15 protein-coding genes are annotated in these 16,804 nt (G+C 34.1%); 14 read left to right on the forward strand and 1 reads right to left on the reverse strand.

Annotation, left to right across the window (positions count from 1 at the left end; genetic code table 11):
- Positions 1–63 precede the first annotated feature (63 nt).
- The gene (locus ACFWM3_RS14005; RefSeq protein ID WP_390311713.1) at positions 64–1,740 is read right to left on the reverse strand and encodes a M4 family metallopeptidase; all 1,677 of its coding nucleotides are present in this window, start codon (positions 1,738–1,740) and stop codon (positions 64–66) included.
- Between the two features lie 371 nt (positions 1,741–2,111).
- On the opposite strand from ACFWM3_RS14005, the gene ACFWM3_RS14010 reads away from it, so the two are divergent.
- The 14 genes from ACFWM3_RS14010 (at position 2,112) to ACFWM3_RS14075 (ending at position 16,793) form a co-directional block, all read left to right on the forward strand.
- Positions 2,112–2,405: a hypothetical protein gene (locus ACFWM3_RS14010; RefSeq protein ID WP_390311714.1), complete on the forward strand. Its 294-nt coding sequence runs from the start codon at positions 2,112–2,114 to the stop codon at positions 2,403–2,405.
- A gap of 119 nt (positions 2,406–2,524) precedes the next feature.
- Positions 2,525–2,683 (forward strand): hypothetical protein, encoded by a 159-nt coding sequence (locus ACFWM3_RS14015; RefSeq protein ID WP_390311715.1) that lies wholly within the window; start codon positions 2,525–2,527, stop codon positions 2,681–2,683.
- Positions 2,667–2,810, forward strand: coding sequence for a hypothetical protein (locus ACFWM3_RS14020; protein ID WP_156339692.1), 144 nt, complete (start codon positions 2,667–2,669; stop codon positions 2,808–2,810). Before ACFWM3_RS14015 ends, ACFWM3_RS14020 begins: the two co-directional genes overlap by 17 nt.
- Before the next feature lie 55 nt (positions 2,811–2,865).
- Positions 2,866–3,048 (forward strand): hypothetical protein, encoded by a 183-nt coding sequence (locus ACFWM3_RS14025; RefSeq protein ID WP_056472960.1) that lies wholly within the window; start codon positions 2,866–2,868, stop codon positions 3,046–3,048.
- 260 nt (positions 3,049–3,308) lie between these two features.
- A complete protein-coding gene (locus ACFWM3_RS14030) occupies positions 3,309–7,427 on the forward strand; it encodes a S8 family serine peptidase (protein WP_390311718.1) in 4,119 nt (1,372 codons plus the stop codon).
- A gap of 290 nt (positions 7,428–7,717) precedes the next feature.
- A complete protein-coding gene (locus ACFWM3_RS14035; protein WP_056472965.1) occupies positions 7,718–7,948 on the forward strand; it encodes a hypothetical protein in 231 nt (76 codons plus the stop codon).
- A 126-nt stretch (positions 7,949–8,074) separates the two neighbouring features.
- Positions 8,075–8,581, forward strand: coding sequence for a protease inhibitor I9 family protein (locus ACFWM3_RS14040; RefSeq protein ID WP_390311720.1), 507 nt, complete (start codon positions 8,075–8,077; stop codon positions 8,579–8,581).
- A gap of 193 nt (positions 8,582–8,774) precedes the next feature.
- Positions 8,775–10,238, forward strand: a complete 1,464-nt coding sequence (locus ACFWM3_RS14045; RefSeq protein WP_390311722.1) for a response regulator transcription factor — start codon at positions 8,775–8,777, stop codon at positions 10,236–10,238.
- A gap of 132 nt (positions 10,239–10,370) precedes the next feature.
- Complete coding sequence (locus tag ACFWM3_RS14050) at positions 10,371–10,895, forward strand: CbrC family protein (RefSeq protein ID WP_390311724.1); 525 nt, start codon at positions 10,371–10,373, stop codon at positions 10,893–10,895.
- Between the two features lie 73 nt (positions 10,896–10,968).
- Positions 10,969–11,496, forward strand: coding sequence for a DinB family protein (locus ACFWM3_RS14055; RefSeq protein WP_390311725.1), 528 nt, complete (start codon positions 10,969–10,971; stop codon positions 11,494–11,496).
- A gap of 260 nt (positions 11,497–11,756) precedes the next feature.
- Positions 11,757–13,433 (forward strand): urocanate hydratase, encoded by a 1,677-nt coding sequence (hutU, locus tag ACFWM3_RS14060; RefSeq protein WP_390311726.1) that lies wholly within the window; start codon positions 11,757–11,759, stop codon positions 13,431–13,433.
- Positions 13,433–14,689, forward strand: coding sequence for an imidazolonepropionase (gene hutI, locus ACFWM3_RS14065; protein WP_390311727.1), 1,257 nt, complete (start codon positions 13,433–13,435; stop codon positions 14,687–14,689). Before hutU ends, hutI begins: the two co-directional genes overlap by 1 nt.
- 69 nt (positions 14,690–14,758) lie before the next feature.
- Positions 14,759–16,066, forward strand: a complete 1,308-nt coding sequence (locus ACFWM3_RS14070) for an MFS transporter (RefSeq protein WP_390311729.1) — start codon at positions 14,759–14,761, stop codon at positions 16,064–16,066.
- 409 nt (positions 16,067–16,475) lie between these two features.
- A complete protein-coding gene (locus ACFWM3_RS14075; protein ID WP_056473131.1) occupies positions 16,476–16,793 on the forward strand; it encodes an ArsR/SmtB family transcription factor in 318 nt (105 codons plus the stop codon).
- Positions 16,794–16,804 lie beyond the last annotated feature (11 nt).

A 16,804-nucleotide genomic window follows, 5' to 3' on the forward strand; every position in this document is an offset into this window, starting at 1 on the left:
CCCAAAAAAGAGCCTCATAAGTACTTACACTTATGAGGCTTCTTTTTCTTTATAAATCAAACTTTATTTTACACCAACTGCATCAAATGCATTATTAACAGCTGTTACTTCAGCAGAACTTGCACCATATAGGTCAGCAGCAGATTGTACAAGTGCTGCACGTGCTTGACTAAAAGTTGCTGAAGAAGTTAAGTAAACAGTATTTGCACGATAGAAAATTTTTCCTAATTTATCAATACCGATGCCTGAAACAGTTACACCATAATGAGTTCCACCTGCTGAAATTAAGTAAGCAGCTTTATTGATAATACTGCTATTTGTGTGAACGCCACCATTATCAGATGTTCCAGTGTAACGTTTTGAGTAATGATCTGGATCACCATATTTAGTTGGATCACTCATTGAACGAAGAGCGTCACCAGCAATACCTGGTGTATAGATATCTTCACCAATCTCGTAATCTGGATTGTTATTATTATAGAACTCAATTACAGTTCCAAAAATATCCGAAATAGCTTCGTTTAATGCACCAGATTCATTTTGATAGATTAAGTTTGAACTTCTTTCTGTAACAGCGTGAGTTAACTCATGCGCTACTACGTCAAGTCCACCTGATAAGTAAGTGAATGTTGTTCCATCACCATCTCCATAAACCATTTGAGTACCGTTCCAAAATGCATTGTTATAACTACGGCTATAATGGACAGTTGATTTTAAGGCAGCACCATTACCATCAAATGAATTACGTCCAAAAACAGTTTTGTAATAGTCGTATGTTTTTCCAGCATAATAATGTGCATCAACTGCTGCAGCTTCACTTGTACTATTTAGTAGTGTGTCAGTGCTTGTCAAAAGTGTACCAGGAAGAGTAGTACGATTAGCTCCATTATATGTGAAAATACCGTTTCCTCTTGTATTGTCTTGTAAATAATAAGTTGAACCAGATTGAGTCATATTTAATGTTTTTGTATCACCAAGTACACCTTTTCCTGTTGCAGTTACATTTGTACCAGTAACTGATGGTTTAGCAACTGATGCTCCAGCTGATTTACTAGCAGCATGGATGCTGTCCATTGTATCAATACTATTATATTTATTTAAAATTTTTCCTGTTGAAGCTTCAATGAAATAATTATAGTTTCCTGGTTTTGGAGAAAGGAAGTTTAAGTTTACTTGATAAGCATATGTAGCATCATCACCACTTGTATAAACTACTAGTTGAGCTGTAGGGTCTTTTTCATAGACAGGAGTATATCCAAGGTCTGTTTCTGCGATTTTGATAGATTTATTAGCGTTAACTTTTTTAGTAGATTTTAACCCTTTTTTAGTATCTAAGTTTGGAATTACTGTACCAGAGAATACATTTAGAGCACCATTATCTCCAACTACAGCCGTTTGAGTAGATCCCCATACAGGAACACCATTATAAACTTGTTGTAAGTGAAGTGCGGTACCATAAGTATCTTTTTTGCTAGACTTAACAATGAACGACTCATTTGCAGACTTTGAACCTAGTTTGAACTTATCTTTGTTAGCATTTACATAAGCTTTTACAACGCTTTCAGCATTCTTAGCTGATGGTTTTGTCAGCTGTCCAGAAACGAATTCAGGAGATCCTACTGATTTGTTGTACTTGTAATTTGACAATACATTTTTTGGTGCAGCATATGTATTAGTTACCGCTAAACTACTTGCCGCCAAACCTACAGATAATCCAACCGCTAAAACTTTTTTGTTCATTAAAAATTCCTCCCCTTGGTTAACAAATGTGGTATTGAGGAATTCATCGTATCATCCGAAAAACTGGTTTATCAAACTACAAAATTCGTCAATTCTTGCGTTATGAGAGACAAAAATAAGCGGAAATATAGAGGAAATATTAATTCAGAATCTTTAAAATAGTTAAAAAGTATTGATTTTAGTTAAAAATTGGTAAATAAAAAATCGAATTTTATTAAGAATATGTATGTTTTTGGTTAAAATTAACTCAAGAAAAAGGAGCCTAAAGGGAGAAAAAGTATGGAAATTATTATATTAGTAAATGATTATTTTTTAATTTAGTTAGAAGGTAAAGTCGGAAATACCAAAAGCATGACGAAGAAGATAAGATTTTGTTTTTTAAAGTGTTGGTGAACTATGTAGATAAGAGGGAAGGTAACAAGCTACAATATAGCAAGCTTAGCGAACAGATTTTATCTGATTCAGAGTTGTTAAAAACTTATTACAGAGAAATACTAAATTTGTTAGCAGATGTGGCCTCAAATCAAGATGAGTCTGTAAGTGAATATACAACAGGACAATTATCTATTTATTTTGGAGTAAGTATTACTACTATAAATAACTGGATAATGACGGACGATTTATTGGCTATCAAAGAAAAGAAACTAACGAGCAAGCTAGAATAAAAAGTAACACTCTTTGGAAATCAAGGACTGGGAAAGTCTATCCAGTTCAAGAAATAGTAAATGAAGGGGAAAATAGTAATCCAGAATCTAATGGTACGGAACAAGATGAAAAAGTATTTTTGATAAACCAAAACGCAGCTTTTGAAATTAAATATAAGGGTCCATATGAAGATACACTAGGATCAAAGCCACTTTCAGATATGACATCAATGGAAGAATCAGATGCTTCTGTTTGGAGATATTTTAGAAAGAGGTTGCACGATGAGTACGGGTTATAGACCGACTAGTTGGCCACGTATCGAAAGAGATTATGATGATATCATTCTAGAAATAAGTAATTCACTAAACTCTGAACATGATTTCGTAGCAAAAGTAGTATTATTAGATGATTACTCTCAAGTATAAAATCACCCTAAAATTACCAAAATAAATAATAAAAACTAGTAAAAGGGTGAGTAATTTGAGTATCGAATTCCAAGTCGGAAAAGATTACGAAAATGGTTCAATTAAAGACGCTTTACAAGATTTAGGTTTTCAAGAAGATGGTAGAGAATATAAAAAAGACGGAAAGAGATTTAGGTATGAAGGCTGTGATAAGTATCAAAGCTATATCTTTTCTGTAACGATGAATCAATTAAATTAAAGTATTATTAATAGAAGACCTATCCAAACTTGGATAAGGTCTTTTTAAAATTCCTATTGAATTCTTCAATAGGGCTTTTTTATTTTAAATACGTTATTTTCCAACTTGTGTGAATTTTTACTGACTTTTATATCAAAAAAAGTCGAAAACAGTCTATTTTTAAATAAAGTGTTGATTTCATCACATTAAAATAACCCGTTTGACCACCGACCGAATTTTCAGAATAATTGAGAATATAGTCGAAACATAGGAGGAAGAAAATGGGGAGTAATTCACGAAAAGGAAAGTTCTTAAAAAGGATGACTGTCGTATCATTATCATCAAGTTTTATTTTAGCCAATGTAGGAGTTGTAGGTCATGTTTCAAAAGCTGATAGTTATTCAAAAGCAGAAGAAATTCTTACAAAATTAACACCAACACAAAGGGTAGCTTTAAAAGAGCTATCATCTAATGAGTCGAAAGGTCTTCAAATATCACATATGGATTTAAATTCCAATGAACAAACAGATGTAATCGTTGAGTTTTCCAATAAACCCGAAAAGGTTGCACAACTTGAATTAAATGCAGAAGGAAAGCAGCTTTCTAAAACGGAAGCTTCTAAACTAGTAGATCAAGATCATGCAGATTTTCAGGCAGATGTAAATAAGGTTTTAATTGATGGGAAAAAATCAAAAGTAAATTTTAAAATTAATCGCTCTTATAAGCATGCGTTCAATGGTGTAGCGATGAACTTACCAGCAAATCAAATTAAAAATCTTTTGAAATCAAAAGTTGTTAAAGCCGTTTGGAAAAATGAAAAGTTTTCAATTGATCCACCAAAACAAGCAGAAAATAATGAGCAGTTAAAAGCTGATGAGTTTAATGTCACTAATTATACACCGTATGATGGATTAGATCGTTTACATGAAGAGGGTTATACAGGAAAAGGTATCAAAATCGGTATACTTGATACAGGAATTGATTATAATCACCCTGATTTAAAGGACGCATATAAAGGTGGATATGATTTTGTTAACAATGATAATGATCCGATGGAAACAACGTATGCGGATTGGAAAAAATCTGGTCAGCCTGAGCTTTCTGGCTCAAATACATATTATACAGAACACGGTACGCACGTTGCTGGAATAATAGGCGGTCGTGGTGTTGCTAATAGTGAGTATAAAACACTTGGCGCTGCTCCCGAAGCAGATCTTTATGCTTATAGAGTATTAGGACCATATGGTAGTGGGACAACTGCTAATATTATTGCTGCATTAGATAAAGCTGTTGCAGATGGAATGGATATTATAAACATGTCGTTAGGGGCATCAATTAATGATCCTCTTTATGCTACATCAGTTGCTGTTAACAATGCAGTTTTAAGTGGTGTAACAACTGTAGTTGCTGCAGGTAATAGTGGAGACCAAATGTATACTCTTGGTTCTCCAGGTTCATCAGCTTTAGCATTAACTGTTGGAGCTTCCTCAACTGCAATTAATATGTTTCAGTTTACTGGATTACAAAATGGCAAAAATTATGCTGTTAGAGAGATGGCAAGAAATTATTCAGATGAGTTAACAACTTTAAAAGGAAAAACGTTTAAATTAGTAGACGTTGGGCTTGGTAAGGCAACAGATTATAACGGTAAAGATGTAAATGGAAAAATAGCTTTTATCTCTCGTGGAGACACTGTATTTGTAGATAAAATTAAACTAGCTAAAAGTAAAGGCGCAGCTGGCGTAATTATTTATAACAATGAAGTGAATAAAGCTGAAGGACTAATCCAAGCGTATTTAGGTGAATCGGTCAATTCAATTCCTAGTTTTTCAGTTTCATATGAAGACGGAATGGCAATTTCAACAGCGATGAAAGCCGGGGATACTGATTTTACATTTGGTGAATTTACAAAAGTAAAAACGGCAGATGATGAATTAGCGGTATTTAGCTCAAGAGGTCCTTCGAGGGTAAATTATGATATCAAACCAGAGATTACCGGACCTGGTGTTGCTGTACTTTCAACTGTTCCGTTTTATGTTAATAATAAAACAGCAGATGGAACTAGGTCGGAAGACTATAAAATAGCCTATGAACGTTTATCAGGAACATCGATGGCAACCCCTTATGTTGCAGGAGTTTCAGCATTATTACTCCAATCTAATAAAGATTTACAACCAGCAGACGTAAAATCAATCTTAATGAATACGGCTGATTCATTATCGAAAGATTATAGTGTTTATGAGATTGGTAGTGGAAGAGTAGATGCTTATGAAGCTATTCATTCAAACGTTGAAATTAGTGTTGTTGATAAAACGCCAATGATTATTGATGGAAAAGAAAAATCTATTAACGAGTTAACGGGTGCAATGAGCTTTGGTTCAATTAGTTTTAATGATTTAGATCAAACTTCTACACGAAATATTACTATGAAGAATAGAAGTGAAAAAGCGAAAATCTTTAGTATTGAAGCCAAATTTCAAACTGGACTTAGAGGTTCAAAAGATGCTGCAAAAAATAATGTAACAATTGCAGGGCCTACATCCGTTAAGTTAAATGGCATTAGTTCAAAATCAATAAAAATGAATTTAAACATTCCAAAATCTGCGGAAAAAGGAATATATGAAGGTTATATTGTGTTTACAAATAATGCTGATCCAACTGAAAAATATCAACTTCCATTTGGTGTCCATTATGTAGAAGATGGATTTAATTCGATGGCAACATACAATAAGATGCAGACTTCAGATTACAATAATTTCTATCCTTTATTAAATTACGCGACAGGTGTAGTTTTTAATGCTAGATCGAGTATGGAAACAATTGATTTTGTTTTATTAGACAGCGAAACTGATAAAGAGATTGGCTATTTAGGAACACTAAATACATCTCAGTACAATGAAAATACAGATTATTATATTGATGGTGTTTTTACAGGGTATTACTTACCGTTTACTGGAAATCCGAAGCAACCAATTTCAACTATAAAGGAAAAGGTACCGTATGGTCCAGGTCATTATAAAGTAAAAATAATTGGTACAAATCGAGAAGGAAAAACGTTTACGATGGTTGACCATACGATGATTGATATTACACCTCCTAAATTTACGACAGATTTAGAAGAAGGAGTAATTGAGTATAAGCCTGGCACGACATCATTTCCAATTAAAGGTAGAGTGTTTGATAAAACACAAGATGACTATAAAAGGCAAGGAATCTCAATAGATCAATCTGGCAATTTTGTTATGGAGAAAAATAATAGTTCATTGTTTACAAACGGATTTTACGTCGATGGAAAAGGAGACTTCGCATACAATATTCCAATAAGTGCGAAAAGCTTTAATGTAGAACTTGCGGGATATAATTCAGCGGCAATCGGTGACCGTTATAAGTACTATACTTTCATCCCAGAAGGCACTCCAATTGTATATGGAAGTGTAAATAAAAAAATTGTGAATCAAGGTGAAAGTGTTAAGGTAACTTTAAAAGCTAGTAATCTAACAGATGCGAAGAAAATAATAACAAGCTTCGGTTTTACTACTGGCCAACTGGAGTTAGTAGATGTAAAACTGAATCCAGCTATTGAAAAATTCGGAACTGCTAAAATCTCAACGACCACAGCTCAATCTGGTTCATATACAAATTTAAATGTAAATGTAGAAATGACAGAAGGTAAAGTAACTGGTGATGTATCTTTTGCAGAAGTCACATTAAAAGTAAAAAATGACTCATATAATATGCTATCAACTTTCAGATCACCAACAGCATCGTATGAAAATGATGCGAACCAAACTATCTCGATGTTTTCAGCGATTACTCCAATTTGGAGCCAACCAACCTATTCCAAAATTACTGGAGGTTTTGGAATCCCAGAATCATTAAAAAGAGAAGGGAGGGAAAGTTGGAGGGTAGATCCATCTAAAATCGGTGCAGTGCTATCTGTAAAAGACCAAAGTGGAAATATATATCCAGGGGTAATCAATACATACGGCTCACCAACTGTAGAAAAACTACCAGTTACAATTGAAGAATTGGAAGCGTCACTTGATCTACCAGGTCATTTTACAATGTATGTTCCATTCCATGTGGGCTTTTTAAATGACGAAGGAATGCCAACTGCACATTGGAATCCAGAAATAAACTTTAAAGCACCAATTGCAGGAGATGTAAATAAAGACAATGTAATTGACATAAAGGATGCATTATTCATCCAAACATATTGGGGTACGAATAAACGAAGCGCAGACATTAATTTTGATAATATCGTTGATGCAAAAGATTTTGCTTTTTTTGAGAAAAATTACTTAATGCAAAATCCAACGGTTGGGGATGCACCAAAACCGGTTAAAAAATATAAGGGAAAAACGATTGATGAGATTAAACTAGAGTTAGGGATTAATTAAATGAATAATTGAGACAAAGCCTTCTAGTATACGCTATCGTAGTCAGTTTGGGTGGGTATTTTAGGTAGTGTGATGATAAATAGGGGGAGTGAATTTTGCTCTCCTTTTTTTCTTTTATTTTCTCATAGTACTAATGAATCTTGAAACATCAAACAAATAAAACTTTAGAGGTATAATTAGTAGACATGCCAAATAGAATGATACAAAGAACTAGTCCTAAGTAGGTTTTAATAATAGGACTAGTTCTTTTTACGAAAAATCGTTGTTCTATACAAGTAGGAGGGGCAATTATGAACTTTACAGATTATCTAATAAATGTAAAAAAACTAAATGAAGTAAAAGCGAGTCAATATAATTATAGACTTTCAACTTTAAAAAAATATAGAATTTATAACAATGAAAAAGTATTAAGTGTTCATATGCTAAAGAGGATTAAAAGTCTTTCTAAAGATACAACAAAACAATATTTAAGGACTATTAATTATCATATTGAATTTTTGAATGATAATTATAGGATGTAACTAATGCCCATTCTTCTACACTTTGTTTACCTACGTAAAATAATGTTTGAAAGGACACTCTAAAGGATAAAATCCTGATAGGTTGTCTTTTTTTATTAAACAGTTTTTGAAGGGGATGTAGTAAATATGAAGAATTTTTATAGAGGAAGTATTTTATTAATTTTAATGCTTTTTATTATGAGCGGATGTAATGGGAATACACTTAATACAATTAAAAATTCAGATGAGACAAAGGTGGCGAATGTTACAATGAACCCTTCTTTTTATGTAGATCCATCAATTGATTTTTCAACTAACCAAATGACTTCAATTATTATTGAATTCAAGACGAAGCCTGCTGTGGTGGCTGTAAAGGAAGCTGAGGCAGCTGGAAAACAACTTACTTTAGAAGAAGCGACTAAGCAAGTAGAAGAAAGTCATGCAAAATTTCAAGAAGAAATAAAAACTCTCTTAGAAGACCAAAATGTTCCTTATACGATTAGGCATGTTTATAAGACTGCACTGAATGGTGTATCAATGGAGCTACCTGGCAAGGATATTAAACGATTATCACAATCAACAGTGATTGCAAGAATCTATCCAAATAAAAAAGTACATATTATGCCTCCTGTTACACCGTTTAATCAGAAATAATAATTCGTTTGTGAGTGCCTCAAAAGTTTACACACTTTTGAGGCACTTTTTTTAGAAGGAAAATTTGAAATCTAACAATCACTTCAAATACTATTTCATTAAAAACGATTAATTAAGCGTTTTTAATCTACATAATCAAAATAAATTTGCTATTATGATATAAAAAAGTTAGAAGTGAAGGTGAAACATCACGATGGAAATTCATTTAGTTGCAAAAGATGAGTTAGAAGCTTCAGGGATTAGGTGGGTCGTGGAATCGCACTTTACTGGTATTAACCTTGTTTCTTGGAAAACGATGGGGGAATTTGAAAAGGCTATTCAAAAGCAGCAGCCGGACCTTGTCATATTTGATATGGACCATTGGAAAAATGAGAGTGAAAGATTTGGTGATTTAATCCAAAAATTTTCAATTCGTTGGTTAGGTATTTCATCCGAGCGAATTTTTCAAACTGCCTATCTTGCACTACAATATCGAGCGGAGGATGTATTGTTTCGCCCATTTTCTCCTACTGATTTAATTAAGCATATTCAACAATTACGCTATCAAATTCGTAACAAAGAACGTTTTACTAGAAACAAAAATGAAGAAATAAGTTCATTTAATATAGATTATCCTGACCTTTTTTTGAATGAACGAATGTATGATGGTCCGATTACAATGGTTGCATTTTTGACACCAAATTCTGGGACACTCCCTCTTGTCTATAAAGCGTTAGAACGAAATCCATTTACAGGGAAAAATCGTTTATTTGTAGGATCTGACTTTATTTTATGTGTACATGAAGTTGATGAAGTGTTATTGCAGGACGAATATAATGCTTTTCTTGCTCGTTGGAAAGAAATGATGGATGAGCCTCTTGCAATCGTAATGAAAGTCGGATCTCAGGAAGAAACATTAAAAGAAATTTTCGAGCAAACACTTCAGTTAACACGGAGAATCTTCTTTGAAGGTTATGATATTATTTTGGCAGAAAACGAACCAATGACATATCAAGAGAAGGATCCATTCCTTACACCTCTAGAGCAACGCCAATGGATTGAAATGCTAGAAAGAAGAGATGCAAAAGCAATTCGAGACTGGATGGAACGAGAATTTTTAACCTTTCAGCAACCATACCCAGATCCAGAAATTGTACGAATCCGATTAACAAGTGTACTTGCACAAATAAGAAGATATATGAAATCAAATAATCTTCAAAATGCATCTTGGGAAGGTACCTATTATGATATTTTCCAAAAAATTGTACATGGACCGATCATTTATCAAATTGTTCAAGAATTGCTTGATTTTACAACAAGTCTATTGCTACAAGGTCATGATTCTTCCCAAGAAGGACATCGTACATTAGTTGAGAAAACAAGGGAATTAATTGAATCGAATTATTGGGATGCCGGATGGAGTTTAACGGATTGTGCTGATGCACTCCGAATTAATAAAAGTACACTTAGTCGTCGCTTTGCGGCCGAATCCAATCAATCATTTAGAGAGACGCTCCATGAAGTGAGAATTCGAGAAGCAAAACGATTATTAGATGAAACAGACTTACCACTAGATGAAATTTCAAGATTAATTGGCTATTCTCACCAATCATATTTTAATGCAAAGTTCAAACAACTTGAGGGATGTACTCCTTTAGTTTATCGATCTGGTTTGTAGGAATTGGTTTAAAAGACTATAGTATTCCCAAAATTGACTGCTATTGCTATAGTAGTCTTTTTTTGTCATATTAGTATAATGTAACCATAATAAATTTGATCGATAATTACAGAGAATAGGCGGTGAAAATAAGTGAATCTACCAATTTTTAAATACAATCCAAATCCAATAAAATTAGGTGTCATAGTTGAAGAAGAGACAGTTTGTCCTGTTTGCGAGCAGAAACGGAATTTTGTTTACGATGGTTCATTTTACTCAGAAGAAGATGTTGAAGGAATTTGTCCATGGTGTATCGCAGATGGTTCAGCAGCTAAAAAATATGATGGTGAGTTTCAAGATTTTGATTCTTGTGATGAAGTTGACAGTGATGAATTTATAGATGAATTGATTTATCGAACTCCTGGTTATACGGGGTGGCAACAAGAATACTGGCTTAGTCATTGTGGAGATTTCTGTTCGATTATTGATTATGTTGGATGGGAAGAAGTTAAACATTTAGAAAAAGAATTAGAGACAGACTTAAACAGGCTAAGTGAAGAATATGGCTTATCAATTCAAGAATTTAAAGATGCTTTAAAAAATGATGGTAATTTACAAGGTTATTTATTTCAATGTAATTGTTGCAAAAAGCATCGTCTTCATGCAGATGCATCATAATTAACTTTTTTCTATTAATAAATTATTATAAAATTAAATTTTTAAGTAGAAAAAAATGAAAGGGGTTGCAACTATGTACGAATGGAACAAATTACTATTAGTTGGCGAACAAGAAGGCGTAAAAGGAGATTTTAATACTCTAATTTCAATGATGAATTATGTAAGATATACAACTCTTGAAGCTATTATAGATATAAAAGTGGAGGAGTTAGATTACCTGCACACTCCAACAGGTAATACAATTGGGATGTTGTTAACTCATATAGCAAGTGTTGAATATTGGTATCAACTTAATACATTTGAAAATCGAGATTTAAATTCTGAAGAAGAAGAGAAATGGTTACCAGGTTTAGACTTAGATGATCATGCTAGGAAGACAATTAAAGGTAATGATGCAGACTATTATATTAATCTTTTAAACTCAGTTCGAGAAGAAACTTATGCAAAATTTAATACACTTTCAGATGAGTGGCTATATGAGCAGACAGAGTTTGGTAGAGATAAAGCTACAAATTACTTTAAATGGTTTCATGTTTTTGAGGACGAAATCAATCACCGTGGCCAAATCAGAATGATTCGTAAATTATATAAAAATAGTTAATAGTAGCCTGTATCGACGATTATTCATTAATCGATGATGCGGGCTTAAATTTTGGGTTTATTATTTATTACAAATCATTCCTGCATTCCGATCTAAATCGTAAAATAGACTAAATAATTAATCTGATTTGAGATAATTTATAAAAATACAACTTAAAGTTAAGTAAAGTGAAATAAATTATAAAATAATCATTATTTTATAATAAAATATCGGAAAATTCGTGTTAGACTGAAAATATCACATCAAGGGGGTATTAAATTATGAATACGGTTACAGTTGATAAAGTAGTTAGATATAGAGGTACGGAATTAAATACAAAAGGTTGGCAACAAGAAGCAGTTCTTCGTATGTTAATGAATAATTTAGATCAAGATGTAGCGGAGCGTCCGGAGGATCTTGTTGTATATGGTGGAATTGGTAAAGCAGCTCGTAACTGGGAGTGCTTCGATGCGATTGTTGATTCATTAAAGAATTTAGAAAATGATGAAACATTATTAGTTCAATCTGGTAAACCAGTTGCGATTTTTAAATCTCATACTGATGCGCCACGTGTTTTAATTGCTAACTCAAATTTAGTACCTGCTTTTGCTAATTGGGATACTTTCCACGAATTAGATAAAAAAGGTTTAATGATGTACGGACAAATGACAGCTGGTAGCTGGATTTATATCGGTTCTCAAGGTATTGTTCAAGGAACTTACGAAACATTTGCAGAATTAGCGAAACAACATTTCAATGGCACACTTGCAGGTACAATTACTGTTACTGCTGGTCTTGGTGGAATGGGTGGAGCTCAACCACTTGCTGTTACAATGAATGGCGGAGTTTGTATCGGTATTGATGTAGATGAAACAAGAATCGATCGTCGTATTGAAACTAGATATACAGATGTTAAAACAGATTCATTAGATGAAGCTATTCGTCTTGCTGAAGAAGCGAAAAAAGAAGGTAAAGCATTATCAATCGGTCTTGTAGGTAATGCAGCTGATATTTTACCAGAGATGATTGCTAGAAACTTTATTCCAGAAGTATTAACTGACCAAACGTCAGCACATGATCCATTAAACGGTTATACTCCATCAGGGATGTCATTAGAAGAAGCTGCAGAATTAAGAGCTTCAAATCCAGAACTTTATGTTGCTCGTTCAAAAGCTTCAATGGCAACTCATGTTAAAGCAATGCTTGAAATGATGGAAAAAGGATCTGTGACATTTGATTACGGTAATAACATCCGTCAAGTTGCGAAGGATGAAGGCGTAGAAAATGCATTTGATTTCCCAGGATTCGTTCCAGCTTATATCCGACCACAATTCTGTGAAGGTAAAGGACCTTTCCGTTGGGTAGCATTATCAGGTGATCCTGAAGATATTTACAAAACTGACCAAGCTATTTTACGTGAATTTGCTGATAATGAGCATTTATGTAACTGGATTCGTATGGCACAAGAAAAAGTTCAATTCCAAGGCTTACCTTCTCGTATTTGCTGGTTAGGTTATGGAGAGCGCGCTCGTTTCGGTAAAATCTTAAATGACATGGTTGCAAGTGGCGAATTAAAAGCTCCAATCGTAATTGGACGTGACCACTTAGACTCAGGTTCTGTAGCATCTCCAAACCGTGAAACTGAAAGCATGATGGATGGATCAGATGCAGTAGCAGACTGGCCAATCTTAAATGCAATGATTAATGCAGTTGGTGGCGCTACTTGGGTATCAGTTCACCACGGTGGTGGAGTAGGAATGGGTTATTCATTACACGCTGGTGTCGTAATTGTTGCAGATGGTACAAAAGAAGCAGAAGCACGTATTGAGCGCGTATTAACAACAGACCCTGGAATGGGTGTAGTTCGTCACGCTGATGCAGGTTATGAGCTAGCTAAACAAACTGCTCGTGAAAGAGGAGTAAATATTCCAATGCTTGATAAAGGGACTGATAAGTAATGACAAAACCAATTTGGATTAAAAATACAGCTCAATTAGCAACGCTAGCTTCTGAAGTGAAAGGACCTCGCTCAAAGGAAGCAATGTCAGAACTTGGTTTAATTGAAGACGGTAGCTTATGGATTGAAGATGGCGTAATTCAAGCTGTTGGTACAACAAAAGAAATTCAAGATCGCTATGCAGAAAAAATTCATGAAGCAGAAGTAGTAGATGCATCAAACCAACTTGTTACTCCTGGTCTAGTGGATCCACATACACATGTTGTGTATGGTGGAAGCCGAGAACGCGAATTTGAAATGCGTCTTGAAGGTGCAACATATATGGATATTATGAATGCGGGTGGCGGAATTCATGCGACTGCCCGCATGACTCGTGAAGCAACTGAAGAAGAATTGATGGCACAAACGATGCGACGTCTAGATTCATTCATAACACATGGCGTGACTACTGTAGAAAGTAAGAGCGGTTATGGTATGGATTTAGAAACCGAGCTAAAGCAGTTAAGAGTTATGAAAAAATTAAAATATATGCATGCAGTTGAATTAGTTCCTACTTTTATGGGTGCTCATGCAGTGCCGAAAGAGTTTAAAGGACGAGAAGACGATTTTGTTGATCACTTAATTAACGACATGCTACCAATCATTGCAGAGGAAAAATTAGCTGAATTTAATGACGTATTCTGCGAAAAAGGTGTATTTACGCCAGAACAATCAGAGCGAATTTTAGAAGCAGGTAAAAAATATGATCTAATTCCAAAAATTCATGCTGATGAAATTGAACCGTATGGCGGAGCGGAATTAGCAGCAAAAGTTGGTGCTATTTCAGCCGAGCATTTATTAAAAGCTTCTGATGAAGGCATTGCTGCAATGGCTAAATCAGGAACAATTGCTTGTCTTCTTCCTGCAACAGCACTTTATTTACGTGAAGATGCTGCAAAAGGAAGAAAAATGGTTGATGAAGGAGTAGCAGTAGCTATTTCAACTGACTGCAATCCAGGTTCTTCACCAACAACTTCAATGCCGCTTGTAATGAACTTAGCATGTATTTCGATGCGACTTACTCCAGCTGAAAGCTTAACTGCAGCAACATACAACGCTGCGTGTGCTATTAATCGCCAAGATCAAATCGGATCACTTGAAGTTGGAAAGCAAGCAGACATTGTATTATGGAATGTTAAAAACTATCAAGAATTACAATATTTATTCGGTGTTAACCATGTGAAATCTGTTTGGAAAAAAGGTAAAAAGATTGTGTAAGTAGTAGAAAATGATAAATAAATGGCGGGTTCTTCTAATAAAAAAATTAATAGGAGGAACTATCTTTTAATGAAAAATAATTATAGATTCTTTATCATTTTTATGATCATTATGATCACGATTGTTAATTATATTGACCGAGGTGCAATTTCATATGCACAGGCAGAAATCATTAAAGAGTTTGGATTAAGTCCAGTTAGCTGGGGTGAAATCTTAGGTTACTTTGGATATGGCTATATTTTCGGTGCATTATTTGGAGGAGCTTTCGCTGACAAAAAAGGACCAAGATTTATGTGGCTACTTGCCGCAACTGCCTGGTCAATTTTTGAATTAGGTACTGTATTTGCTGGTCATTTAGGTGCAACATTATTTGGTGGATCAGCTTTAGCTGGTTTCGCAGTTTTCCGAGTTTTATTCGGATTTGCAGAAGGACCTACCCTTTCAACAATGAATAAAACTATGGCCAACTGGGTTTCTCCGAAAGAAAGAGGGTTTGCAGTTGCACTTGGTTTAGTAGGTACACCTGTAGGGGCACTTATTACTGCACCAATCGTAGTTGCTCTATTATCAGTTGCAAATTGGAAAGTGACATTTATTATTCTTGGGGTAGTTGGTCTAATTTGGGCATTTATTTGGTCTAAAGTATTTACAAACTTACCAGAAGAAAATCCAAATGTCACAAAACAAGAACTTGAGACCATCCGTTTGAATAATCCAGTTAGTGGAAAAAGTGAACAAGAATCTACACCATGGTACTATTTTTTCAAAAATCCTAATCTAGTAATGAATGCAATTGGATATTTTGCCTTTTTATATGTAAATATATTATTACTTACTTGGACGCCAAAATATTTACAAGATGAATTCGGTTTTTCATTAGCATCACTAGGATTTGTTGGAATGATTCCATGGATTGGAGCTATTTTCACAGGATTACTAGGCGGAAAAATATCAGATTCACTTCTTAGAAAAACAGGAAATTTACGTATTGCTAGATCATGGTTTACAGTTATTTCTTTATTCTTTACAGCAATTTGTTTCATGCTAATTCCAACCGTTCAAAGTGCTACAGCAGTCCTAATCTTAATGTGTATTGGTAATGCATTTAACTATCTACCAAACTCGATTTATTGGACAGTCGTATTAGATACAGAACCAAAAAAAGCTGGAACATTTGGTGGTGTAACACATTTCATCGCAAACCTAGCAACAATTATTGCACCAACCCTAACAGGTAGCCTAGTAGCAAAACACGGATATAGTGCAATGTTTATCGCAGCATCAATCGCAGTAACACTAGGAATGGTTGCAATGATCTTTGTTAAACCAGGGAAAAGAGAACAAACTGCTAGACCTTCGAATGATCTTGCAGGCTAATAGAATGAAAAAGAGAAATTGTTTCGGCAATTTCTCTTTTTTTGCTTTTTGATACTACTTTCCAAAATTGGTATGCAACATAAAGTACTTAAAGTTCTAACTATTTTTATAGCTTATTAAAATAGTAATACTTTAAAAATAGGGGGGATTATAGTTGAAAAAAAGAAGGCGTAATCCTCCATATTTTACGTTTTTAGCTTAGGCATCTTTCTCTATTTTTAGCGTTTTAACTTTTATTGGACTTTATAGTAGAATTTTGATTTTCTTATTAAACTAACTGGCAGTCTAGTTGAACAAGGAATTTTAATTAAATCAATTTTTTTTGATTAATATATTGCATTTATTTGGTAAATTAACATATACTAAATTCATCAAGAAAATTTGATGAAGGAGAAAGCATATGACTGAGATGACACAACAGTTCCAGAAATATGAGCAGAAATTTAAAGCGTTAGCTGATCAGAAGCGTCTAGAAATCATGTATGAGCTCTGCCAAAGAGGAAGTACATGTGTATGCGATTTAACCGAAACGTTTGATATGACACAATCAAAGCTTTCTTATCATTTGAAAATCTTGTTGGACGCAGGGCTCATTGTCAAAGAGACGAAAGGTACATGGAGCTATTACGATTTAAACGACACAGAAGTTAACAGTTTGCTATCAGAAGAGCTTTGTTGTATTTTCCGAAAATCAGATAACGGTAACCGTAGCAGTAGTTGTTGTTAATTTTTTTTAAT

Source organism: Gottfriedia sp. NPDC058432 (assembly GCF_042721555.1).
Classification (GTDB): Bacteria; Bacillota; Bacilli; order Bacillales; family Bacillaceae_G; genus Gottfriedia.

Coding starts and splice junctions, on each gene's coding strand:
- ACFWM3_RS14005 (WP_390311713.1), bottom strand. CDS start 1,740: ATGAACAAAAAAGTTTTAGCGGTTGGATTATCTGTAGGTTTGGCGGCA.
- hutU (WP_390311726.1), top strand. CDS start 11,757: ATGAATACGGTTACAGTTGATAAAGTAGTTAGATATAGAGGTACGGAA.
- ACFWM3_RS14055 (WP_390311725.1), top strand. CDS start 10,969: ATGTACGAATGGAACAAATTACTATTAGTTGGCGAACAAGAAGGCGTA.
- ACFWM3_RS14020 (WP_156339692.1), top strand. CDS start 2,667: ATGAGTACGGGTTATAGACCGACTAGTTGGCCACGTATCGAAAGAGAT.
- ACFWM3_RS14040 (WP_390311720.1), top strand. CDS start 8,075: ATGAAGAATTTTTATAGAGGAAGTATTTTATTAATTTTAATGCTTTTT.
- ACFWM3_RS14075 (WP_056473131.1), top strand. CDS start 16,476: ATGACACAACAGTTCCAGAAATATGAGCAGAAATTTAAAGCGTTAGCT.
- hutI (WP_390311727.1), top strand. CDS start 13,433: ATGACAAAACCAATTTGGATTAAAAATACAGCTCAATTAGCAACGCTA.
- ACFWM3_RS14030 (WP_390311718.1), top strand. CDS start 3,309: ATGGGGAGTAATTCACGAAAAGGAAAGTTCTTAAAAAGGATGACTGTC.
- ACFWM3_RS14045 (WP_390311722.1), top strand. CDS start 8,775: ATGGAAATTCATTTAGTTGCAAAAGATGAGTTAGAAGCTTCAGGGATT.
- ACFWM3_RS14070 (WP_390311729.1), top strand. CDS start 14,759: ATGAAAAATAATTATAGATTCTTTATCATTTTTATGATCATTATGATC.
- ACFWM3_RS14035 (WP_056472965.1), top strand. CDS start 7,718: ATGAACTTTACAGATTATCTAATAAATGTAAAAAAACTAAATGAAGTA.